Raw genomic sequence first — 23150 nt, 5'->3', positions numbered from 1 at the left:
TGGGTGGGGGCGCCAGGGGGGGCGCCCCGGCGGCGCCGATCAGGCCTGGCCGATGTCGACCATCCAGTTCAGGCCGAAGCGGTCGGTGACGGCGCCGTACACGTCGCCCCAGACCTGCTTCTCCAGCGGCATCGTGACGGTGCCGCCGCCGTCGGCGAGCTTCCCGAACCAGCCGCGCAGCTTCTCCTCCTCGGCCTTGGTGCCGGCGAGGCTCAGCGAGATCTGGCTACCGGCCTGGAACGGCACGCTGTCGGGGGTGTCCGAGGCCATCACCTCGAAGCCGCCAGCCGTGAGGGTGCTGTGCATGACCGCATCGGCGGGCATGCCTTCGTAGCCGAAGTCGCCGAACGTCGAGATGGTGAGGTCGCCGCCGAAGACGGACCGGTAGAACTCCATGGCCTCCCGGGCCTGGCCACGGAACGAGAGGTAAGGGGTGGGCAGTGTCATGGTGCTTGCTCCTCCGGGTGTGGTACGTCGGGTGTGACGTACGACACCAGCCTAGGAAGCGGACTCGACCGAAGGGAAGCCCCCTCGGGATCGGCTGTGGCCTCCGGTTCGGCTCCCGGCCATCGTGGACAGGAGTGTGCGACCCTCGCCGGGAGCAATGGCTGACCTTCGTGACATCGACCGACCTTCGTGACATCGACCGACCTTCGTGGCGTTGGTCGACGGAGTTCCGTCGGTCAGGCCGGGGAACGTCGCCGCGTACGAGAAACGTCGGCCGATGGCGGTTGAGTGCCCCGTCGAGCACGTGGGTCGCCGGGTGGTGGCCAAGCGCCCAGTTGACGTGCGGGTCACCGGGTGCCGCCCGGGCACCACCCGGGTCGTGGCCGGGTGCCCGCTGGCACCGGTCAGGTGTGGGTCGGCACCGGCCGGAGTGGCCGTCTGCACCGGCCTCAACGCGCCGGTACAGGCGCCCCTGGGCGTCCTCAGTCGGCGAAGGAACCCTCCGGGCGCGGGTGATAGTCGTCCACGTCGACCAGTTCGTCGCTGGCGTCGGGCACTGTCACCGGGCCGGCCTCGATCTGGTCGCCGGCGCCACCCCGCCGGCTGACCAGCAGGGCGCCGATGCCGGTGGTGAGCGGCATCGCCAGGGTCAGGCCGATCGCCCCGACCAGGGTGCGCAGGATCTCCACGGCGAACTGTTCGGTCATGATCGTCGAGTAGAGCGGCCGGTCGTACATCGCCAACAACAGCAGCACCGACATGCTGGTGCCGACGGTGGCGAAGACGATCGTGTAGACGGTCGAGGCGACGTGGTCGCGGCCGATCCGCATCGCCTGACGGTAGATCTGCCCGGCCGACTTGTCCGGGTCATCGGCCAGTTCCCAGACCGCGGAGGCCTGGGTGATCGTCACGTCGTTCAGGCCACCGAGGGCCGCGATGATCATGCCGGACAGCACCACCGCGGTGAGTTTCATGTCGGGGGCGGCCGACCCGAGGGTGTAGTCCTCCTCGGTCGCCACCCCGGTCAGGTGGGCCCAGTTCAGCGCCACGTACGACAGCACCGCGCTCAGCCCCAGCCCGAACATGGTCCCGAGCAGGGCCGTCGTGGTCCGGGTGTTGAACCCGTGGGTGAGATAGAGCGCGACGAACATGATCGCCGAGGCGCCCACGAGGGTGACCAGGATGGCGTTCGACCCGGCGATCAGCGCCGGGAAGATGAACGCGACCATGATGAAGCCCGCCCAGGCCAGTCCGAGCACCGCCAGCAGGCCACGCCGTCGGGCCACCGCCACGGTGGCCAGCAGGAACAGCACGGCGAAGAAGATCATCGGCCCCGTCCGGGCGAAGTCGGCGAACTGGTAGTTCGCCTGCCCGTCGAGCGTCGGCACCCGATAGATCACCACCCGTTGGCCGGGCTGGATCCCGGAGCGGTAGATGGCCGCGGTCGCGTTGACCTGGACCTCCTTGCCCTTGTCCTCCCCGTCGAGCAGGCGCACGGTGAGCGCGGCGCAGACCTGGCTGCTCGCCGACGTCGATCCCTCCAGGCCGGCGCAGCTGATCTCGTTGACCGCCAACACTTCGCCCTTGGGCATGGTGAGGCCGGCGACGGAGAACTGCGCCACGTCCTTCTGGATGTGGGCGGCGAGGTTGGTCGGCCAGAGCAGCACCAGTCCGACCAGGGTCCAGATCGCCAGCGGGACGAGGATGACGATGAGGATCTGCGAGGCGCGTCGTTGCCGGAGCCCACCCTCGGGGGTCGTGGGCTCGGTGACGGAGTGGCTGTGTGAGTGGGACACGGTGATGCCTGGTCTCCCTCGTGGTGCGGGCAGGACGGCACCACGCTACCGCGCCGTCGGCGGCACCGGCCACGTCCGGCTGTGGCCGGGCGTCCGATCAGGCCATGTCCGGTCCCGGCGTCCGGTCAGGCACGTACGGTCCCGCCCGGCGTCCGATCAGGCCCCGTACGGCCATGGCGTCCGGTCAGGCCGTACGGTCCGTCCGACCGCTCGCCGGCTTCCGGCCGGCGCTGTCGAGGCGTTGCCCGAGGTCGGCCAGGAAGGCCGGCATCGCCGCCTCGAGCACCGTCAGGGTCTCCTCGAACGCGGCCGCCGGCCCGTACCACGGGTCGGGCAGCGGACTGCCCGGTCGCGCCCCCGGGACGTACGAGGTGAGCAGCACGCCGCGTCCGCCGGACAGGTCCAGGCCGCGTCGGGTGAGGGCATCCAGGTGGCGGCGTTCGGCGGCCACGACGAGGTCGGCCCGGCGTGCCTCGGCGTCGGTGATCCGGTGCGCCACGTGTGGGGTGAGCGCGTCGTAGCCGTGCCGGTCGAGCACCGCCCGGGCCCGCGGGTCCATCGGGTTGCCCTCCTCCTCGCCGCTCGCCCCGGCGCTGGTCGCCCGGACCAGGTCCGCCCACGGCGTGTCGCGTACGTGGGACAGGGCCACCCGCTCGCCCATCGGTGAGCGACAGATGTTCCCCAGGCACAGGAAGACGACGTCCAGACCCATGCATCCCTCCTCGATCGTGCCGGACCGTGCCGGATCGTGGCCCCGGACCGCTCGCCCCTAGACTGGTCGCCATGCCGCGCACTGTCGTCACCGGGGGTGTCCGGTCAGGGAAGTCCACCTATGCCGAGAGACTACTGTCCGGCGAGCCGGCGGTGACGTACGTCGCCCCCGGCCCGGTGCCCGATCCGGCCGTCGACCCCGAGTGGGCCGCCCGGGTCGCCGCCCACCGGGCCCGTCGCCCCGACGGCTGGACCACGGTCGAGACCGCTGACGTGGCGGCCGCCGTCCGCGCCGCCCGCACCCCCGTCCTCGTCGACTGCCTGGGCACCTGGGTGACCCGGACGATCGACGACCTGGGCACCTGGGACGTGCCGCGCGCCGAGTGGGTCGGCGACTTCCTCACCCGGCTCGACGACCTCGTCGACGCCTGGGAGCACAGCGACCAGTTGCTCGTCGCCGTCACCAACGAGGTCGGCTGGGGCGTCGTGCCGTCCTACCCCTCCGGGCGGGTGTTCGCGGACCTGCTCGGCCGGACCAACCAGGCGATCGCCGGCGTCAGCGACCGGCTGGTGCTGATGGTCGCCGGGCGGCCCCTGGAGCTCGGGTGACCTTCCTGGTCCTGGGCGGCACCCGCTACGCCCGTGATCTTGCGGTGGCCCTGCAGCAGACCGGGATGCCCGTCACCTGCGCCCAGTACGGCGTGGAGAACATCCGCCCCCCGGCCCCGCCGATCGAACTGCTCGACGGCTTCGACGACACCGAGGCGATGGTGGCGTTCCTCCGCGGCCGGCCGGTCCACGGCATCGTGGACGCCGGCCATCCGTTCGCCCCGGAGGTCACCCGACAGGCGATGGCCGCGGCGGAGCGGACCGGGGTCCCGCTGGTCCGGCTGCTCCCGCCGGCCTGGGAGGCCCAGCCGTGGCCGCGATCGTGGCGCTGGGTGGACGACGAGGCGGGGGCGAAGCGGGCGGCCGAGCAGTTCGGCACCACCCGGCCGTTCCTCAACCTGGGCCGCGACTCGCTGCGTGACTTCGCCGCCTGGGACGACCGCTACGTGCTGGCCCGGGTGCTCGCCCGCCCGACCTGGCCGGTCCCGGCCGGCTGGGAGGTGCTGCCCTCCACCGGCCTGCCGCACACCTACGTGGCGGAGCTGGCGCTGCTCTCCTCGCGCCGGATCGACGTGATGGTCACCCAGGACACCGGCGGCTCGCTGGACACCGCCAAGCTGCGGGTCGCCGAACGGCTGGGGATCTTCGTGGTGATGATCCGCCGCCCGCCCCTGCCCGCGGGCCTGCGGGTGGTGCAGACCGTCGGGGCCGCGCACGCCTGGGCGCTGCGGCACTGGCGGCCCCAGGACTTCTGAGCCGTCGTCCCGATCACGGCCTGAGCCGGCCACCCCGTACCGTGGGGGACATGGCACGGTCGACCCGGTCCCCGCACCGCCTCCTGTCCTCCCCCCGTCCGCCGCTGTTCGTCCTGGCCGCCCGCGGCCTGGTCGGCACCGCGGTGCTCCTCGTCGCTGCGGTCCTCCTCGGCGGCACGGTGCTCCTGGTCGGTGCCGCACCGGCGCGGGCCGCCGACACCCCCTCGATCCGCCGGATGGACGTCACCGCGGTGGCCGACCGGGAGCACGGCACGATGCACGTCACCCAGGACTTCGACATGGAGTTCCACGGCTCCGGCAATCACGGTCCCTACGTCTATTTCGTCACTCGGCAGGCGATCACCGGCGACGCCGACCACTGGCGGGTGCTCACCGTCGGCAACGTACGGGCCACCAGCCCCACCGACGCCCCCACACAGGTCAGCATCGAGGACTCCTCGGACTCCGCCAAGATCCGGATCGGCGACCCGGACCGCACCGTCTCCGGCACCCAGCGCTACGTCGTGACGTACGACCTCGCCGGCGTCGTCAACCCCGACGCCCGCGGCGGCCACGGCGACGAGATCTACTGGAACGTGATCGGCACCGGCTGGGAGAGCCCGATGGACCGGGTGACGGTCACCGTGCAGGGACCTGCCGACGTCACCGGGGCCGTCTGCTACGCCGGCGGCCGGTCCGCCACCGGCTCCTGCGACACGGCCACCACCACCGGCGACCGGGCCGTCTTCACCCAGTCCCACCTCGCCGCCGGGCGGGGCCTCACCGTCGCGGCCCAGTGGCCGGTGGGCACCTTCGTCGACGCCACCCCCACGTACGCCACCCGCCACACCGCCGCCAACACGCTCGCGCCGACCCCGCCGGCGCTCGGCATCGGCGCGGGCACCCTCGTCGTCGGCGCCCTGCTGGCCCTGCTGGCCTTCCGTCGCGGCCGCGACCGGGCCTACGTCGGCCTCACGCCCGGCCTGCGCCCCGCGCCCGGGCAGGAGACGAGCATCGGCCCGCGGCGCAAGGAGCCGGTGGCGGTCCGGTTCACCCCGCCCGAGGACGCCTCGCCGGGACAGGTCGGCACCCTGATCGACGGCCGCGCCGGCACCAACGACGTGGTGGCCGGCATCGTCGACCTGGCGGTCCGCGGCCGGCTGCGGACCGAGGAGATCCCGCCGGAGGTGGGCGCGGACGCCGGTGCCCTGCGCAAGGCGTTCAGCTCGTCGAAGGACAAGTTCACCGACTGGCGCCTGGTCCCGCTCCCGGCGGACCGTACGCCCCTGCCCGACCACCTGGTGACACTGGAGGACCAGCTGTTCCGCAAGCACGACGCCCCGCTGCTGCGCCACGACCTCGGGGACCGGATCGCGACGATCCTGATGAAGGAGAAGACCGCCCTCAACAAGGAGATGACCACCCGCGGCTGGTACCGGGTCCGCCCCGACGCCCAGCGTGCCGGCTGGCTCCTCACCGGCCTCGGCCTGGTCCTGCTGGGCCTGGCGCTCGGCTTCGGGCTCGGCCTCGGGTACGGCTGGGGGCTGGCCGGCCTCGGGCCGATCGTGCTCGGCATCGCGGTCTTCGTGATGGGCTTCTTCGTCTCCGCCCGGACCGCGGAGGGCACCGCGATCCTGGCCCAGGCCGAGGGGTTCAAGGAGTACCTGATGACCGCCGAGGCCGATCAGATCCGGGTCGAGGAGGACCACGACATCTTCTCCCGCTACCTGCCGTGGGCGATCGCCTTCGGCGCGGAGTCGCACTGGGTCGGGGTGTTCCGCGAGATCGCCGCGGCCGGACGCCCGGTCGCCGAGCCGACCTGGTACCACACCTGGACCGGCTACTCGATCTTCGCCGGCGACAACGCCTTCTTCGGGGCCGAGGGCTCGTTCATGGACGCCGCCTCGCACAGCGGCGTCTGGAGTGCGTCCTCCGGCGCCGGTGGCATGTCGGGGATGAGCGGCGGCTCGGTCGGCGGCGGTGTCGGCGGGGGTGGCGGCGGAGGCTGGTGAGCCCCCGGTCGTCCGGCCGCTCGACCCCTGCCCGGCCAGTACGCCTGGCGGGCCCGGAACGACCCCTCGGGACCTAGGATGACGGCATGTCGATCTACCGCGAAGCCGCGCAACTGCTGGAGCGGGACCTGCGCGGCGCCGTCCTTGAGGGCGACGTCGCGGCTGCCCGGGCGAGCGGGGACCCGCTGGTCCTCGTCCAGACCTATCTGATGTACGCCCGCGACCGGGGCCTGCCGATCCGGTCCGACACCGCCGCCGCATTGCGGGACCTGACCCCGCCGAACGGGCGCCTCGACCCCGATGCCCTCGAGGGGCTCGAGCTCAACTGACGTCTGCGCCGTCGGCTCCGGAGCCCGACCCCGGGCTCGTGCATCGGGCTACGCCAGGCCGCTGATCGTCACCATCAGCGCGGTCTGCACGTCCTCGATGCTGCGCTGCGGGTGGAACGTCGCCCGGTCCAGCGCCGAGAACGCCAGGGCCCCGAGGATGGCCACCGCGATCATCTCGAAGTGCTCGTCGCTCGGCTGCGCCTGCGTACGTCCCGCGGCGAACCGCTCCTCGTGGACGCCGCGGATCACCGCCACCACCGGCGCGATCAGCGCCGCCCGCGCCGCCGGCAGCTCCGCGTGCCAGGGCCGCTCGTTGCGGAACAGCTCGGTGAGCAGCACCTGGCAGGTCGCCGGATCGGTGTCGAAGGCCCGCAGCAGTGCCAGGACGATCGCACTCAGCGCCTCCCAGCCCTCCAGGGGGGCCCGGGCCGCCGCGACGACCGCCGCGATCCGGTCGGCGGACTCCCGCACGACCACGGCGCCGAGGCGCTGCTTGGAGCCGAAGTTGTAGAACACCGTGCCCTTGCTGACCCCGGCACGTTCGGCGATGTCGTCCACCGAGGTGGCACTGTAGCCGCGCTCGGCGAACAGCTCCAGTCCCGCCGCGATCACCCGTTCCCGGGTCGCGACGCGGCGGGCCGTACGGCCATCGGTCCGGGTGCCGTCGCGGGGGCTCGTGACGGACATCAGATCGACACCTCCGGGTGCAGGCGCTGGATCGTCCACACGCGTCGTCGCGCCGCCGCCCACGTACTGGCCAGCAGACTCAGGGCGATCACCACGACAAGGTAGGCCACCGCGGTGTGGAATTGCATCCCCAGGTCACCGGTGATCGCCTCGCGCAGCCCCTGCACCACATGGGTCATCGGCAGCCACGGGCTGATCGCCTGGAAGAACGGTGGGCTGGTGATGGCGGGATAGGTGCCACCCGCCGAGGTCAGCTGCAGCATCAGCAGCACCAGCACCACCACCCGGCCGACGGCCGGGCCGAGCAGCACGTTGATCGCCTGCTGCAGGGTGAGGAACGTCAGCCCGACCAGCAGGGTGAACGCGATCGCCGCGAACGGGTGGCTGAGCTGCAGGCCGAGCGCGAAGACCAGCACGCCGAGCAGCAGCGCGACCTGGAGCACCGCCACCACCGCGCCGGGCAGCCAGCTGGCCAGCACCACCCGCAGCGCCGACACCGGGGCGGCCAGCGAGCGGTCGGAGACCGGGCGCAGCAGCATCCAGGTGATCAGTACCCCGACGTAGAGGGCCAGGCCCATGAAGTACGGCGCGAAGCCCTCGCCGTTGGCCTCGGCCTGGTGCACCCAGGCGGAGTCCAGCGAGACCGGGGCGCTGATCATGTCGGCGTTGGCCTGCTGGGTGTCGGCGCCCATCGAGGGGATCTGGTCGACGGCGCTCGTCAGGCCGTCGGCCAGCTGGTGGGTGCCGTCGGTGAGAGCGCCGAGCCCGGTGGCCAGCGTGCCGGCGCCGTCGTGGGCGGAGCGGATGCCGTCGGCGAGGGTGTGCGCCCCGGTGGCGAGCGTGTCGAGACCGCCGGCCAGCGCAGTGGCGCCGTCGTGTGCCTGCACCGCGCCGTCGTGCACCTGGCCGGCGCCCTGGGCGAGGGAGGTGGCACCGGTGCTCAGTGTGTGCGCGCCACCGGCGACCTGTCCGGTGCCGGTCGCCAGGGAGGTCGCGCCCCGGTCGGCGGCGGCGATGCCGTCGGCCAGCTTCGTCGCGGACCCGGCCAGCTGGGCGTTGCCGTCGGCGACCTGCTGGGCACCGGTGGACAGCTGCTGCACCTGGCCGTTCAGCGTCGTGGTCTTCGCGTCGATCTGGCCCAGGGCGGCGTACGCCTGCTTCACGTACGGGTCGTCGGCCGGCAGCTTGGCCAGCACGGCGCGCAGGTCGGCGGAGGCGGTCCCGATCTGCCCGGCCGCGACCGAGGCCTTGTCGGCGATCTGCTTGTTGCCGGCGGCGACCTGGGCCGAGCCGTCCGCAAGCTGCTTCGTCGCGGCGGGCAGGCCCTGCGTCTGGGCGTTGAGGGTGTCGAGCCCGGTCGCGAGCTGCTGGGCGCCCTGGTGGGCCTGGTCGGCCCCGGTCGCCAGCGAGGAGGCGCCGGAGGCGAGCTGGCCGGCCCCGTCGGCCACCTGGGCCGAGCCGTCGGCCAGTGTTCCGGTGCCGGTGGCCAGCTGCCGGGCGCCGGAGTCGGCGGTGTCGGCGCCCGTGGCGAGCTGGGCCGCGCCGGTGTCCAGCCGGCCCAGGCCGTCGGTCAGCGTGCCTGCGCCGGCACGGGCCTTGTCGGCGCCGTCGGTGAGCTGGGTGGCCCCGTCGGAGGCGGTGACCAGGCCGGCCCGGATGTCGGAGGTGCCGATCAGCAGCTTGTCGACCATCTCCGACCCGATCGAGTCGGACGCGCCGGTGCGCACCTCGCGCATCACCGAGGCCAGGATGGTCCGGGCGGTGTAGCCGTTGGCGTCGTTGTACTGCACCTGCAGCGGGGCCGGCACCGGATGATCGGTGCCGGCGGTGGTCACCGCCGCGGAGAAGCCGGCCGGGATGGTCAGCACCGCGTAGTACTCGCCGCTGACCAGACCCTCGTGCGCGGTCCGGGCGTCGGTGCTGCGCCACTTCAGGGTGCCCTTGCGGAGCAGCTCGTCGCTCAGGTCCGCGCCGGCGTGGACGGCCGTGTCGTCCTTGAGGGCGCCGGTGTCCTGGTTGACGATCGCCACCGGGATCCGGTCGATGTGGCCGGTCGGGTCCCAGAAGGCCCACAGGTAGAGCGCGCCGTACAGCAGCGGGATGAGGCAGGCGGCGACGATCGCGAGCCGCTGCATGCGGCTGCGGGAGAAGCGGCGCAGTTCGGTGCCGATGCGGAGGAATCGGAGCATGGTCAGCCCTCCTGGGCGGGGACGGGGGTGAGTCCCGGGGTGGGGTGGCCGGCCGCGCCGTCGAGGTCGTCCGTGTCGGGGGTGTCCGTGTCGTCAGGGGCATCCGTGTCGGGGGCGTGCCCGGCGGCGTACGTCCCGGGGCCATCCGTGAGCTCCGGGTGATCCGGACGATCCGGGGCCGCCGGGATCGTGCCGTGCGGGTCGACCCAGTCCACCTCGGGCGGCATCAGGTCGGGTGCGGCGGCCGAGGCGATGACGGTGAGCGGTGGACGGCCCTCGGGCGCCGCGCGCCGGGCGTACGTGGCGGGCACAGTGGTCGAGCCGTCGGTGAGGCGCTGCAGGGTGCGCCAGACGGTGAGCTGGTCGCTGGGATGGTGCAGGGCGTCGATGTCGTCGACGACGAGCAGCAGCGGGTCGCCCATCAGGGCGATGGCGATCTGCAGCAGGGTGGTGTCCAGGGGGCTCAGCTCCCAGACGTGGACGTCCGGATCGGGGATCGGCCGCTCGCCGAAGGCCAGCTCCAGGGTCGCCAGGATCTGCGGGTCCTGCCAGCGCGGCACCCGACGCCACAGCGGGGCCAGCAGCCCGGCGCGTTCGGTGAGGATCTCGCGCGGCGTGAGCCCGTCGTCGAGGTCGTCGATGTCGGCGAAGTTGGCCAGCGCGCTGTGGCGCTGGGCCTGGCCGGTCGCGCGCGGCAGCGGATGGCCGAACACCTGCAGGGAGCCGGAGCTGAAGCGCATCCGCCCGGCGAGGGTGAGCAGCAGGCTCGTCCGGCCGCCACCCTCCGGGGAGACCAGCCCCAGCAGCCGACCCGCAGGGACGTCGAGATCGACTGGTCCGTAGACGGTGCCGCGGGACGACTCGAGCAGCAGGTCGCGGGCCCGGATGGCGAGGGGTTCGGTGGTCACCATTTCTTTATACTGACCGGTCAGTTCAAAAACAACTCCGGGCTCGGGGACCGGCACCGTGTCCCGCCGTCGCACCCCGTACGCTGGGCGCCATGACCAGCATCGGCGGCCTCCTGCTGTGGCTCCTGCCGCTGACACTGCTGGCGATGATCAGCCCGGTGATGTTCCTCAACTCCTCCACCGTGGCCGCCAACCGTGGCCCGGCGGACCGGTGGCGCTTCGTCGCCGGCAACGGGGTGGTGCTCGTCGTCCTGGGCGTGCTCGCGATGGGCCTGCTGGGCGCCGCACTGGAGCAGGCGGCCGAGGAGCTGTTCTCCCGCCGTGTCGAGGTCGTGCTCGGCGTCCTGATGATGTTCGTCTCGGGCACCCTGCTGCGGGGCCTGCTCCCCGACCGGGCCCGCCGGCCGGCGGGCGACCGCGAACCGGTGTCGGTGCCGGTGGTGGCCGAGCCGAACCTGCCCCGCAGCCTGGTCGGCTGGGGTGCCCTGAGCATGATCACCAACCTGACCACTGTCCCGCTGTACCTGGCGATGGCGCAACGGATCGGCGCCAGCCCGCTGCCCCTGGTGGTCCGGATCGGGCTGCTCGCGGTGGTGACGGTGCTGGTGCTGGCACCGGCCTGGGGGCCGGTGATCGCCGCGGGCCGGGTGCCGGCCCAGCGGCGGTTGAGTGAACGTACGCTGCGCCGGGTGTCGTGGTGGATGCGGGTGGGCTCCTTCGTCGCGAGCCGGGCCGGTGCCCTGCGGCTGCTGTGGCGCGGCGTCGTCGGCGGACCGTCCGCCGAGGATCCGGGCCCGCCCCGCGCCGTGGGCCCGCGCCGTGGGCCCACGCCCGCGCACCGATGTCCCGAACCCCTACCGCGGCCCCGGGACGACGGCCTAGCGTGGCTGCATGGAGATCATCCGACTGGGCCATTCCACGCTGCTGGTCGAGACGGCGGGCACCCGGGTGCTGCTCGATCCCGGCGGCTTCACCGACGGGTGGGAGGAGGCGGAGGGCCTCGACGCCGTGGTCGTCACCCATCGACACGCCGACCATTTCGATCCGACCCGGATGCCCGCCCTGCTGGACCGTAATCCGGGCGTCCGTGTCCTCCTCGAGCCGCAGACCCACCGGGAGAGCGGTCTGGCGCAGGCCGAGCCGTTCTCCGCCGGTCAGGTGGAGACGGTCGGCGGGCTGATCCTCGAGGCGGTCGGTGGGGACCACGCGGTGATCCACCGTGACCTGCCCCGGATCGGCAACGTCGGGGTGGTGCTCGCCGCCGAGGGCGAGCCGCGGCTCTTCCACCCCGGTGACTCGCTGGCGGAGGTGCCGCCGGACATCGACCTGCTGGCGGTGCCGGCGTTCGGGCCCTGGGCGGCGCTCAAGGAGACGATCGACTGGGTCCGGGCGGTCGGTGCCCCCACCTCGTTCTTCATCCACGACGGCCTGCTCAACGACCGTGGCCGCCGGGTGATCCGCGACCGGATCGTCGAGATGACCGACACCGATCTGCGGCCCTGGACCCAGCACGTGCTGCGCTACTGAGCTGTGCGGCGGGAACACCTGCACCGGAGGAACACTGTGCGTCAGATGAACACTGTGCGGGGGAGAAGCTCTGCGACGGCGGGTGCCGACCGCCCGACGATCGGCCAGGACCGGGCGGTCGCCGGGTGCCGGTCAGGCCGACGTCGGAGCAGATGGCCACCACGGGCGCCCTCATCGTCGCTGCGGCGGATGCGGCCGACATGCGCCGGCGAATCGGTGCGGCGGCCCTCGGGACGGATGCGGCGGCCGATCACGGCATCCGCAGGCCTGGGGCATGGACCTCGCCACCCAGGTCGACGAACTGCGGGCGCGCGGCAGCCGGGTCGAGACGATCTTCCCGACCGGCGAGACCGCGCAGCTGCTGGCCGTCGACGCGATGGACGTCTCGAAGCGTCCGGCCGCGGCGCGAGCCGGGTACGACCAGGGCCGGGCCCTGGCCGGTCGGCTCACCGGGTTCTGGCGCTGAGCGCACCCGTCCCGAGGTCCGCGATTCCCGATGCCGCGGCCGGGGTGTCCGGACGGTGGGGTCAGCGGGTCCACTCGTCGGTGGTCCGGGTCATGTCGGCCAGGTCACGGTCGTACGCCTCGGCCGGGGTGGGGGCGGTGCCGCCCCAGCGCCGGGGCAGGAAGGCCAGGTCGTCCCCGCTCATCGCCGGGTAACCGGCGATGACCTCGTCGAGCAGTCGCGCCATCGCCCGCCGCAGTTCCACGGTGGTGGCGGCGATGTCGTCGCCGGGGCGGACGTGGATCGGCTCGCCGAAGGCGATGTGCACCGGGATCCGGGACCGGGTGGTGTTGCGGGGGTGGTCCTTGGTCCAGATCCGCTGGGAGCCCCAGACGATCGTGGGGATGATCGGGCGGCCGGTGTCCTGGGCCATCCGGACGGCTCCGGTCTTGAGCTCCTTGACCTCGAACGAGCGCGACATGGTCGCCTCGGGGTAGATGCCGACCAGCTGGTCGTCGAGCAGCGACTCCACCGCCAGCCGGTAGCCCTCGGCGCCGGCCTGCCGGTCCACCGGGATGTGGCGGCACATCCGCATCACCGCCCCGGCGACCGGGTGCTGCCAGATCGACTTCTTGGCCATGAACCGCACCAGACGCCCGTTGGCCTTGAGCACTCCGAACCCGGCGAAGATGAAGTCGACGTGTGCGGTGTGGTTGATCGCCAGCAGCGCCCCACCGCGCCGCGGCACGTGGTGCAGGCCGGTCACCCGGAACCGGAGTCCCAGCCACCGGAAGGCGATCCGGCAGACGGCGATGATGAGGCGATAGCCGAGGTCCATCGGACCATCATTCCACCGCCGGCCGCGGCCGGATGCCGCCGGTGCGCGCCGTCAGAGCCGGATGCCGACGTACTTCGTCTCGAGGTACTCCGCCAGGCCCTCGTGGCTGCCCTCCCGGCCCAGACCGGACTCCTTGACGCCACCGAACGGCGCCGCCGGGTCGGAGATCACCCCGGAGTTGAGCCCGACCATGCCGGACTCCAGCCGTTCCACCACGTACGCCGCCTCGCCGAGGTTCTCCGCGAAGACGTACGACATCAGGCCGAACTCGGTGGCGTTGGCGAGCGCGATCGCCTCGTCCAGGGTGGCGAAGGTGGCGATCGGCGCGACCGGACCGAAGATCTCCTCGCGGAACACCCGGGCGTCGGTCGGCACATCGGTGAGCACGGTCGGCGCCAGGAAGTAGCCGGCGCCCTCGGGGCGGGTGCCGCCGGTGGCGACCCGGGCCCCGCGGGAGACCGCGTCCTGCAGCAGGTCGGTGACGGTGGCGAGCTGCCGGGGGCTGACCAGCGGGCCCACCCGGACCCCCTCGTCGAGACCGTTGCCGATCGGCAGCGCGGCCATCTTCTCGGCCAGCCGGGCGCTGAACTGCGCGGCGATCGACTCGTGCACGTACATCCGGTTCGCCGCGGTGCATGCCTCGCCGATGTTGCGCATCTTGGCGTCCAGCGCCCCTTGGACGGCCTTGTCGAGGTCGGCCGAGGCCAGCACCAGGAACGGGGCGTTGCCGCCGAGCTCCATCGAGGTCCGCAGGACGTGGTCGGCGGCCTGGCGCAGCAGGGTCCGGCCGACCGCGGTCGACCCGGTGAAGGTCAGCTTGCGCAGTCGCGGGTCGGCGATGATCGGGGCGGAGACGGCCGCGGAGTGGGTCGAGGTGACGCAGTTGACCACCCCGGCCGGCAGGCCGGCGTCCTGCAGCGCCCGGATGAACAGCAACGTGGTCAGCGGGGTCTCGTGCGCCGGCTTGATCACCGCCGTGCAGCCGGCCGCGATGGCCGGCGCGAGCTTGCGGGTCGCCATGGCGAGCGGGAAGTTCCACGGGGTGATGGCGTACACCGGGCCGACCGGCTGCAGCATGGTGAGCACCCGCTGGCCCGAGCTCGGGGCGATCGAGAACCGGCCCTCGATCCGCACCGCCTCCTCGGAGAACCAGCGCAGGAACTCGGCGCCGTACGTCACCTCGCCGTACGCCTCGGCCAGCGGCTTGCCCATTTCCAGGGTCATGCAGGCGGCGAAGAGGTCGCGGCGTTCGAGGACCAGGTCGAACGTACGCCGCAGCACCTCGGAGCGTTCCCGTGGCGAGGTGGCGGCCCAGGCCTCGGCGGCCGCGCAGGCCGCGTCGAGGGCGGCGACCGCATCCTCCGGGGTGCCGTCGGCGACGCGGTCGAGGACCTGCTCGGTGGCGGGGTTCACCACGTCGAAGGTGACATCGGACGGACGCCATCGCCCGCCGATGAACTGCCCGTGCGGAAGGGCGGCGAGCACTGCGTCGGTGAGTTGCGCGGCATCGATGGACATGGGGCCTCCTCGTGATGGATCGGCAGGACCCACGCTAGTCTCTCGCGCGAACCGGGGGCGGGCGGACCGGCGCCCCCGTACCGTGGTGGCCATGAGGACCGCACTGAGTGTTGTCGTGATCGGGGCCGCCCTGGGCCTGCTCGTCACCGGGTGTGCCGGGGGACGTGGGCCGTCGACCGGTGGCACTTCCTCCCCGTCGGCGTCCGTCACGGCCGAGGTGCCGAGCGGAAGCATCCTGACCCCCTCCCCGGCACCCGCGGAGGACCAGGTCACGGTGCCGAAGGACGCCTCGACGGCCCGCAACGTCCAGTCCCCGGCGGCCGGTTCCCAGCTCGTGCTCACCGCGGTCCGCACCGCGAGCCACCCGGGCGTCGACCGGGTGGTCTTCGAGTTCGCCGGCAGCGGCGCCCCCGGCTGGACCGTCGAGTACGTGGACCGGGCGATCGCCCAGGGCAGTGGTCAGCCGATCACCGTGGCGGGGCAGTCGGTGCTGCGGGTCAGCATGACCGGGACGACCTACCCCGACCCCTCCCCGGCTCCCACGCCGGTGCCCCAGCGGGTGCCGGGTGACGGCGCCGGGATCGTCACCGAAGTGGTGCAGAACGGGACGTTCGAGGGCGACACCGTGTCGTTCGTCGGCCTCAGCGGCGGGCAGCGCCCGTTCGCCGTGCACACCGTCCAGTCGCCGACCCGGGTGGTCGTCGACATCGTCCGCTGATCCCCACCGGCCCCGCTGATCCTCACCGGCCCCGCTGATCCTCACCGGGCCGGCGTCCGCCGCTGCCGTCCGGACCGCAGGTCCGCTCCGGGACACCCCGAGCGGACCCGCGACCCGGACGACGCGAGGGCCTCAGTCTGCCCTGGTGGGCCGAGGGTCTCAGCGGGCCGCGGCGAGTGCCTGGTCCAGGTCGGCGACCAGGTCGTCGATGTGCTCGGTGCCGATCGACAGGCGGATCATCTCCGGGGCGACACCGGCGGCGGCCAGCTCCTCGTCGGACAGCTGCGAGTGGGTGGTCGAGGCGTTGTGGATCGCCAGTGACTTCACGTCGCCGATGTTGGCCAGGTGGCTGAAGAGATCCAGCCCCTCGACGACCTTGCGGCCGGCGTCCCGGCCGGCCTTCAGGCCGAACGACACCAGGCCGCCGTACCCGAGGCCGGTGAAGAGCCGGTCGGCGACCGCCTTGTACGGCGAGTCGTCCAGCCCCGGGTAGTTCACCCAGGCCACGTCGGGGTGGCCCTGGAGGTGACGGGCGACGGCGAGGGCGTTCTGGGAGTGCTTCTCCATCCGCAGGTAGAGGGTCTCCAGACCCTGCAGGAACAGCCAGGCGTGCAGCGGGGCGACGGTGGCGCCCATGTTGCGCAGCAGCACGGTGCGGGCCCGGATGATGTAGGCGGCGTTGCCGGCGGCCTCGGTCCACACCACCCCGTGATAGGCCGGGTCACCGGCGGTCAGGTTGGGGAAGCGCTCCGCGTGGGCGGCCCAGTCGAAGTTGCCCGAGTCGACGATCACGCCGCCGAGCGCGGTGCCGTGCCCGCCGATGTACTTGGTGGCGGAGTGCACGGCGACGTCGACACCGTGATCGAAGACCCGGCACAGCGCGGGGCTGGGCGCGGTGTTGTCGACGATGAACGGCAGGCCGAGGGCGTGCGCCGCGGCCGACCAGGCGTCCAGGTCCAGGATGTTGAGCTTCGGGTTGGCGAGGGTCTCCCCGAAGACCAGCCGGGTCCGGTCGTCGACGTGCTCGGCGAGCTGCTCGGGGCGGTCGGGATCGACGAATCGGGCCTCGATGCCGTACTGCGCCAGGGTGTGCTCGAACAGCGCGAAGGTGCCGCCGTAGAGGGTGGCGGCCGCGACGATGTTGTCCCCGGCGTTGACCAGGTTGAGCACGGCGTACGTGATGGCGGCCGCACCGGCCGAGGTGGCCAGGGCACCGACGCCGCCCTCCAGCGCGGTGATCCGCTGCTCGAAGACGTCCTCGGTCGGGTTCATGATGCGGCCGTAGATGTTGCCCGGCTTGCGGAGGGCGAACAGGTCTGCGGCCTCTTCGGCGGAGTCGAACACGTACGAGGTCGTCTGGTAGATCGGGACGGCCCTCGAGTGGGTCGTGGGATCGGGCTGCTCCTGCCCGGCGTGGATCGCGAGCGTTTCGGGACGGTACGTCATAACGAACTTCTAGCACATCCCTAAGCCCGGTCAATGGGGACAGTGCTGTTCCGGACGGCTCCCGAGGGGCCGCGCCGGCCGCGCCGGGTCGATCAGCGCCGGAAAGCCCGGGGCCGGAGGCCGGGCTCGATCGGGCCGGAAGCCGTGGTCAGTCCGTGCCCGCCCCGCCGGTCTCCTGTGCGGCGATCGGGAGCGCGTCGAGGGTGGCGATCGCCCGGGTGAAGCGGCCCAGCAGATCACCGAACGCCGCGCGGTCCTCGGCCGTCCAGTCGGCGGTGGCCAGGGCGAACGCGTGGTCGGCCAGCAGATGCGCGCGATCCACCACGCCCCGCCCCTTGTCGGTCAGGTCGATCAGGGCCGCCCGCCGGTCGCCCGGCGCGGGGCGGCGGACCGCGTACCCGGCGTGGAGCAGCCGGCGCACCTGCGGGGTGACGGTCGAGCGGTCGACGTGCTGGCGCGCCGCCAGTTCCCCGGGCCGCATCGCGCCGTGCTCGTCGAGGGCCAGCAGCAGCCACAGGTCGGTGAGCACCAGATCCGGCACCAGCGGCCGCAGTCGGTCCAGCGTCGTCTTGCGTGAGGCCCAGCGGGCGATCTCGATGACCCCGTACTGGACCGCGCGGGAGGTGGCGCGCAGCAGCTCCGGGTCCTCGTCGGTGATCGGTCCGTCGGTCATGGATCCACGGTAGCGGTGCGGCTCGACCCGGTTTCTGTTTGGTGGATCCAACAATGGTCACTACGGTGAGTAGTACGAGGTGTGTCGCACTGCTGGGGATGGCGGTGCCTCGACGGAGAGGGCGCATCGTGTCGGATTCCATCGTCGGATCGAGCGGGGACGGGGCCGTGCTGCGGCTCGGAGTGGACGTGGGGTCGACGACCGTCAAAGCCGTCGTGCTCGACGGGGACCGGACCCTGTTCGAGGAGTACCGTCGCCATCACGCCGACGTCCGGGGCGAGCTCTCCCGGCTGCTGGGCGAGGTGGCCGCCGCCCTGCCGGGCCGGTCGGTGCGGGCCGCGGTGACCGGGTCCGGCGGCCTGTCGGTGGCGGGCCTGATGGGCGTGCCCTTCGTCCAGGAGGTGATCGCCGAGACGGCGACGATCCGCCGCCACGACCCCGACACCGACGTGGTGATCGAGCTCGGCGGCGAGGACGCCAAGATCACCTACCTGCACCCGACCCCCGAGCAGCGGATGAACGGCAGCTGCGCCGGTGGCACCGGCGCCTTCATCGACCAGATGGCCAGCCTGCTGCACACCGACGCCGCCGGTCTGGACGCCCTCGCCGCGGCGGCCACGCACGTCTACCCGATCGCCTCGCGCTGCGGGGTGTTCGCCAAGTCCGACATCCAGCCGCTGATCAACCAGGGTGCGGCGCCCGAGGACCTGGCCGCCTCGGTCTTCCGGGCCGTCGCCACCCAGACGGTGTCCGGGCTGGCCTGCGGCCGGCCGATCCGCGGCAACGTCGTGTTCCTGGGCGGTCCGCTGCACTTCCTGCCGCGGCTGCGGGAGGCGTACGCCGCGGTGCTGCCCACCGGCAGCTGCACCTTCCGCACCCCGCAGCGGGCCCAGCTCTACGTGGCGATCGGCGCCGCGCTGCTCGCCGACGGGCAGCCGCAGGCCCTCGACGTGCTGGTCGGCCGGCTGCGGCACCGTACGGTCATCGCGCTGGAGACCCCGCGGATGCGGCCGCTGTTCGCCGATGCCGACGAGCTGGCGGCGTTCGAGGAGCGCCACGCCCGGGCGAGCGTCCCGCAGCGCGACATCGAGGAGGCCACCGGCGACTGCTTCCTCGGCATCGACGCCGGCTCGACGACGATCAAGGCGGTGATCACCGACGAGGACGACGAGATCGTCTTCTCCCACTACGCCTCCAACCAGGGCGACCCAGTGACCGCCGCGGTCGCGATCCTGCGCCGGATCATCGACGAACTGCCGCAGTCGGCCCGGATCGTCCGCTCCTGCGTCACCGGCTACGGGGAGGATCTGGTCCGCAGCGCGCTGCACCTCGACGAGGGCGAGGTCGAGACGATGGCCCACTACCGGGCCGCCGAACACCTCAGCCCCGGCGTCACCTCGGTGATCGACATCGGCGGCCAGGACATGAAGTACCTGCGGATCCGTGACCACGTCGTCGACTCGATCGCGGTCAACGAGGCCTGCTCCTCCGGCTGCGGGTCGTTCCTGCAGACGTTCGCCCAGACCATGGGCACCGACGTACGCCACTTCGCGCAGGCGGCGCTGGAGGCGGCCCGTCCGGCCGATCTCGGCAGCCGCTGCACGGTCTTCATGAACTCCTCGGTGAAACAGGCCCAGAAGGAGGGGGCCGGCGTCGGCGACATCTCCGCCGGGCTGTCCTATTCGGTGGTCCGCAACGCCCTCTACAAGGTGATCAAGCTCAAGGACCCCGGCGAGCTCGGTGACACCGTGGTGGTCCAGGGTGGCACCTTCCTCAACGATGCGGTGCTGCGGGCCTTCGAGCTGCTCACCGGCCGGGAGGTGGTCCGTCCCGACATCGCCGGCCTGATGGGGGCGTACGGGGCCGCCCTCACCGCCCGCCGGCACCGCGACCGGCCGGGGACCGGTGGCCTGCCGACGCTCGAGGAGCTCGACGACTTCCGGATCCGCACCGAGTTGCGCAGCTGCCGGCTGTGTCAGAACCACTGCGACCTGACCATCTCGCACATGAACGACGGCACCCGCCACGTCTCCGGCAACCGCTGCGAACGCGGTGCCTCCGAGGAGGCCCGGCCGCGCCGCTCGCCGATCCCCAACCTCTACGACTACCGCTACCGGCGGATGTTCGGCTACCGGCGGCTCACCGAGAAGGCGGCGACCCGCGGCGACATCGGCATCCCGCGGGTGCTGAACATGTACGAGAACTATCCGTTCTGGTTCACCCTGCTGACCCGGCTCGGTTTCCGCGTCACGCTGTCGGGGCGCTCCAGCCACGCTCTGTACGAGAACGGGATGGAGTCGATCGCCTCGGAGAACATCTGCTACCCCGCCAAGCTGGTCCACGGCCACATCCAGGACCTGCTCGCCAAGGGCCAGCGGACCATCTTCTACCCCTGCGTCACGTACGAACAACAGCTCGTCGAGGGGACGGACAACACCTACAACTGCCCGATCGTCGGCAGCTATCCCGAGGTCATCTTCAACACCATGGAGGAGCTGCGTGAGCCCGGCATACGGTTCCTCAAGCCCTTCGTCAACCTCGGCGACCGCGACACGCTCGTCCGGCGGATCGTCGAGGAGTTCACCGACTGGGACGTCACGCCCGATGAGGCCGCGGTCGCGGTCGACGAGGCGTACGCCGAGGCGGACCGGGTGCGCGCCGACATCCGGGCCGAGGGCGGACGGGCCCTGGCCTACCTCGAGGAGCACGACCTGCGCGGCATCGTGCTGGCCGGTCGGCCCTACCACGCCGACCCGGAGATCCACCACGGCATCCCGGAGCTGATCGTCGGGCTGGGCATGGCGGTGCTCTCGGAGGACGCGATCTGCGACCGGGGCCGGCTCGAGCGCCCGCTGCGGGTCCGCGACCAGTGGGCCTACCACTCCCGGCTGTACGAGGCCGCCGACGTCGTGGCCCGCAACCCCCGGCTGGAGATCGTCCAGCTCAACTCGTTCGGCTGCGGGCTCGACGCGATCACCACCGACCAGGTCGCCGAGATCATCGAGGCGCGGGCGGGCATCTACACCACCCTGAAGATCGACGAGGTCTCCAATCTGGGCGCGGCCCGGATCCGGTTGCGCTCCCTGCGGGCCGCCACCGAGGAACGTACGCTCGCCGCCCTCGCCGCGGCCGATCCCGAGGTCAGCACTCTGCCGGGGGTGAGCACTCTGCCGGAGGTGAGCACTCTGCCGGAGGTGAGCAAGGGCGCGGAGGTGAGCACCGGCCCGGGGGCGACCAGCCGCTCGGAGCGCGTCGTGCCCGCCCCCGTCGTTCCCGCCGAGACCGCTGATCCCGCCGGGCTCACGGGCACCTCCGGGGAACTTGTCCCCGCCGCGGCCGGCCACGTGCTCGAACGGCACCCGTTCACCAAGGAGATGAAGGAGCGGCGGACCATCCTGGTGCCGCAGATGTCGCCGATCCACTTCCGGCTGCTCATCCCGGTGCTGGAGCGCAGCGGCTATCGGGCGGTCCTGCTCGACCACGCCTCCAAGGAGGACGTCGAGGTAGGCCTGGCCCACGTCAACAACGATGCCTGCTACCCGGCGATCATGGTGGTCGGGCAACTGGTGAACGCGTTCGTCTCCGGGCGCTTCGATCCCGACGAATGCGTCGTCGGGATCACCCAGACCGGCGGGATGTGCCGGGCCACCAACTACGCGGGTCTGCTCCGCAAGGCCCTGCGCGACGCCGGCTACGGCACCGTCCCGGTGCTGGCGATCAGTGCCCAGTCGATCGAGGAGAACCCGGGCTTCCGGCTCACCCTGCCGATGATGCACCGGGCGGTGAAGGCGCTGGTGATCGGCGACGTGCTGCAGCAGGTGCTGCTCCGCGTCCGGCCGTACGAGCGCGACGCCGGCAGCGCCGACGCCCTCTACCGACGGTGGAACACGATCAGCGAGGAGCACCTGCGCCAGGCCGGCTTCTCCCCGACCCTGGGCCGGCGGATGGGCTTCGGCCGGCTCGTCCGCGCGATGGTCGAGGACTTCGACGCCCTCCCGCTGCGCAATGTCGTACGCCGCCCCCGGGTCGGGATCGTCGGGGAGATCCTGGTGAAGTTCCATCCGGACGCGAACAACCATGCCGTCCGGGTCGTCGAGTCGGAGGGCTGCGAGGCCGTCCTGCCGGGACTGATGGAGTTCTTCCTGATGGGGCTGGCGGGCGCCGACTGGACGGCGCAGACGCTGGGCATCGGGGAGAAGAACCTCCGGACGAAGCACTGGGCGCTGTGGGCGCTGGAGCAGTACCAGCAGACCGCCCACCGGGCACTGGCGGCGTCGGAGCGCTTCGAGGTGCCGGCGCGGATCGGTGATCTCGCGGAGAAGGCCCGGACGGTGCTCTCGCTCGGCAACCGGGCAGGGGAGGCCTGGCTGCTCACCGCCGAGATGATCGACCTGATCGAGACCGGCACCCCCAACATCATCTGTGCCCAGCCGTTCGCCTGCCTGCCGAACCACATCGTCGGCCGGGGCATGTTCCACGAGCTGCGGCGCCGCTACCCGCAGGCCAACATCGTGTCGATCGACTACGACCCGGGGGCGAGCGAGGTGAACCAGCTCAACCGGATCAAGCTGATGATCTCCACCGCGCGCCTCAACGGCCGGGTCGACCCGGCGCCCGCGGCCGCCGAGGGACTCGTCGACACCCCGGTGCGGTAGTCGCCCGCCACGTCCCGTACGCCGTCCGGGCGTTCAACGGTGCCGACGACGAACGGTGCCGACCACACGCCCGCGGGCGGGCGGGTCCCGTCGAATCCTGCGCCGGTGATAGCCATGTGCCGACCACGCGCCCGCGGGCGGGCGCAAGTAAGCCTTTTCGTAAATGCTTACCTCACGGTGCCGACCACGCGCCCGCGGGCGGGCGACTGTCGATCGATGAGATCGTCCACGAGATGCTGTGCCGACCACGCGCCCGCGGGCGGGCGGGTCTCCCCGTCGATTTCTCTTGGTGAAGTTCCCATATTCACACGCGCCCGCGGGCGGGCGGGTCTCCCCGTCGGGAAGACCAGCGGCCAAGCCGTGCCGACCACGCGCCCGCGGGCGGGCGCATCTGGCAGGACATCATCCTCACCCTGCCCGAGTGCCGACCACGCGCCCGCGGGCGGGCGACGAGCTGGGGGATGATGAGCGGCATGGACGAGGCCTGATCGTCCGGTCAGCGGACATCCGGAACAGTGGTAGTGTCAACCTCCTCGTCTCCCGGGGCTACTCGGGCGGGCTCCGGTTGAGCCGGACAGTCCGATTTGACTCGGTGGGACGGGCTCGGTAATGTTCTCCGAGTTGCCGGGCGAGAAATCGTCCCGGTGATGGCCTCGGGTCAGGGATGGTTCGGGGGCTTGGTTGATCGGTTCGTGTGGTTCGCTGAGAGGCGGATTTGACAGGGGCTGGGGGGCCGGGTAAAGTTGATCTGGTCGCCCCGAGCGGCTCCGGGTTGTTCCGGGGTGGTGAGGTGTGTGTCCGATGTTTGAGAACTCAACAGTGTGCTTTGTTTAGTCAATGCCAATGGCACTATTTTTAGTGTCGACATCACAATATGTTGTTTTGTG

At 72.1% G+C, this 23150-nt stretch carries 18 protein-coding genes; 8 read left to right on the top strand and 10 right to left on the bottom strand.

All coding sequences use genetic code 11. The annotated features are described in order from the left end of the window. Positions 1-39 precede the first annotated feature (39 nt). The 3 genes from VB059_RS14160 to VB059_RS14150 form a co-directional block, all read right to left on the bottom strand. Positions 40-447: a VOC family protein gene (locus VB059_RS14160; RefSeq protein ID WP_323422620.1), complete on the bottom strand. Its 408-nt coding sequence runs from the start codon at positions 445-447 to the stop codon at positions 40-42. A 482-nt stretch (positions 448-929) separates the two neighbouring features. Then, on the bottom strand, positions 930-2243 hold the full coding sequence (locus tag VB059_RS14155) for a YibE/F family protein (RefSeq protein WP_323422619.1): 1314 nt from the start codon (positions 2241-2243) through the stop codon (positions 930-932). Positions 2244-2427: 184 nt separating this feature from the next. After that, positions 2428-2955: a low molecular weight protein-tyrosine-phosphatase gene (locus tag VB059_RS14150; RefSeq protein WP_323422618.1), complete on the bottom strand. Its 528-nt coding sequence runs from the start codon at positions 2953-2955 to the stop codon at positions 2428-2430. A gap of 71 nt (positions 2956-3026) precedes the next feature. Here VB059_RS14150 and VB059_RS14145 point away from each other — a divergent pair, with 71 nt between their 5' ends. The 4 genes from VB059_RS14145 to VB059_RS14130 all read left to right on the top strand — a co-directional run bounded on the left by VB059_RS14145 (position 3027) and on the right by VB059_RS14130 (position 6659). After that, positions 3027-3563 (top strand): bifunctional adenosylcobinamide kinase/adenosylcobinamide-phosphate guanylyltransferase, encoded by a 537-nt coding sequence (locus VB059_RS14145; protein WP_323422617.1) that lies wholly within the window; start codon positions 3027-3029, stop codon positions 3561-3563. Next, on the top strand, positions 3560-4318 hold the full coding sequence (locus tag VB059_RS14140; RefSeq protein ID WP_323422616.1) for a precorrin-6A/cobalt-precorrin-6A reductase: 759 nt from the start codon (positions 3560-3562) through the stop codon (positions 4316-4318). The genes VB059_RS14145 and VB059_RS14140 overlap by 4 nt, the downstream gene beginning before the upstream one ends. 50 nt (positions 4319-4368) lie before the next feature. Then, positions 4369-6330 (top strand): DUF2207 domain-containing protein, encoded by a 1962-nt coding sequence (locus tag VB059_RS14135; protein ID WP_323422615.1) that lies wholly within the window; start codon positions 4369-4371, stop codon positions 6328-6330. Positions 6331-6416: 86 nt separating this feature from the next. After that, entirely contained in the window at positions 6417-6659 is a 243-nt protein-coding gene (locus VB059_RS14130; protein WP_323422614.1) for a hypothetical protein, read from the top strand. A 48-nt stretch (positions 6660-6707) separates the two neighbouring features. On the opposite strand, the gene VB059_RS14125 is transcribed toward VB059_RS14130, so the two are convergent. The 3 genes from VB059_RS14125 to VB059_RS14115 are packed head-to-tail and all read right to left on the bottom strand — an operon-like array spanning position 6708 to position 10443. Next, the gene (locus VB059_RS14125; protein WP_323422613.1) at positions 6708-7346 is read right to left on the bottom strand and encodes a TetR/AcrR family transcriptional regulator; all 639 of its coding nucleotides are present in this window, start codon (positions 7344-7346) and stop codon (positions 6708-6710) included. Next, on the bottom strand, positions 7346-9535 hold the full coding sequence (locus VB059_RS14120) for a YhgE/Pip domain-containing protein (RefSeq protein ID WP_323422612.1): 2190 nt from the start codon (positions 9533-9535) through the stop codon (positions 7346-7348). The genes VB059_RS14125 and VB059_RS14120 overlap by 1 nt, the downstream gene beginning before the upstream one ends. Before the next feature lie 2 nt (positions 9536-9537). Then, a complete protein-coding gene (locus tag VB059_RS14115; protein ID WP_323422611.1) occupies positions 9538-10443 on the bottom strand; it encodes an ATP-binding cassette domain-containing protein in 906 nt (301 codons plus the stop codon). A gap of 891 nt (positions 10444-11334) precedes the next feature. On the opposite strand from VB059_RS14115, the gene VB059_RS14110 reads away from it, so the two are divergent. After that, positions 11335-11970, top strand: a complete 636-nt coding sequence (locus tag VB059_RS14110; RefSeq protein ID WP_323422610.1) for an MBL fold metallo-hydrolase — start codon at positions 11335-11337, stop codon at positions 11968-11970. A gap of 274 nt (positions 11971-12244) precedes the next feature. Next, entirely contained in the window at positions 12245-12436 is a 192-nt protein-coding gene (locus VB059_RS14105; RefSeq protein WP_323422609.1) for a hypothetical protein, read from the top strand. A gap of 61 nt (positions 12437-12497) precedes the next feature. On the opposite strand, the gene VB059_RS14100 is transcribed toward VB059_RS14105, so the two are convergent. Both VB059_RS14100 and VB059_RS14095 read right to left on the bottom strand, forming a co-directional pair. Beyond that, positions 12498-13253 carry a lysophospholipid acyltransferase family protein gene (locus VB059_RS14100; RefSeq protein WP_323422608.1) on the bottom strand — a complete coding sequence of 252 codons (756 nt, stop codon included), beginning with the start codon at positions 13251-13253 and terminating at the stop codon, positions 12498-12500. Between the two features lie 51 nt (positions 13254-13304). Next, a complete protein-coding gene (locus tag VB059_RS14095; RefSeq protein ID WP_323422607.1) occupies positions 13305-14771 on the bottom strand; it encodes an NAD-dependent succinate-semialdehyde dehydrogenase in 1467 nt (488 codons plus the stop codon). Positions 14772-14862: 91 nt separating this feature from the next. On the opposite strand from VB059_RS14095, the gene VB059_RS14090 reads away from it, so the two are divergent. Beyond that, positions 14863-15489, top strand: coding sequence for a hypothetical protein (locus VB059_RS14090; RefSeq protein WP_323422606.1), 627 nt, complete (start codon positions 14863-14865; stop codon positions 15487-15489). Between the two features lie 159 nt (positions 15490-15648). Here VB059_RS14090 and VB059_RS14085 read toward each other — a convergent pair whose 3' ends face one another. After that, a complete protein-coding gene (locus VB059_RS14085; protein ID WP_323422605.1) occupies positions 15649-16935 on the bottom strand; it encodes an O-acetylhomoserine aminocarboxypropyltransferase/cysteine synthase family protein in 1287 nt (428 codons plus the stop codon). A gap of 148 nt (positions 16936-17083) precedes the next feature. Then, positions 17084-17608, bottom strand: a complete 525-nt coding sequence (locus VB059_RS14080; RefSeq protein ID WP_323422604.1) for a MarR family transcriptional regulator — start codon at positions 17606-17608, stop codon at positions 17084-17086. Positions 17609-17736: 128 nt separating this feature from the next. Between VB059_RS14080 and VB059_RS14075 the strand changes: the two genes are divergently transcribed. Continuing rightward, positions 17737-22263, top strand: a complete 4527-nt coding sequence (locus VB059_RS14075) for an acyl-CoA dehydratase activase-related protein (protein WP_323422603.1) — start codon at positions 17737-17739, stop codon at positions 22261-22263. Positions 22264-23150 lie beyond the last annotated feature (887 nt).

Source organism: Raineyella sp., from assembly GCF_034933565.1.
GTDB lineage: Bacteria > Actinomycetota > Actinomycetes > Propionibacteriales > Propionibacteriaceae > Raineyella.
Note: the sequence above shows the minus strand (reverse complement) of the source record. Positions and strands in the feature narration are given on the sequence as shown.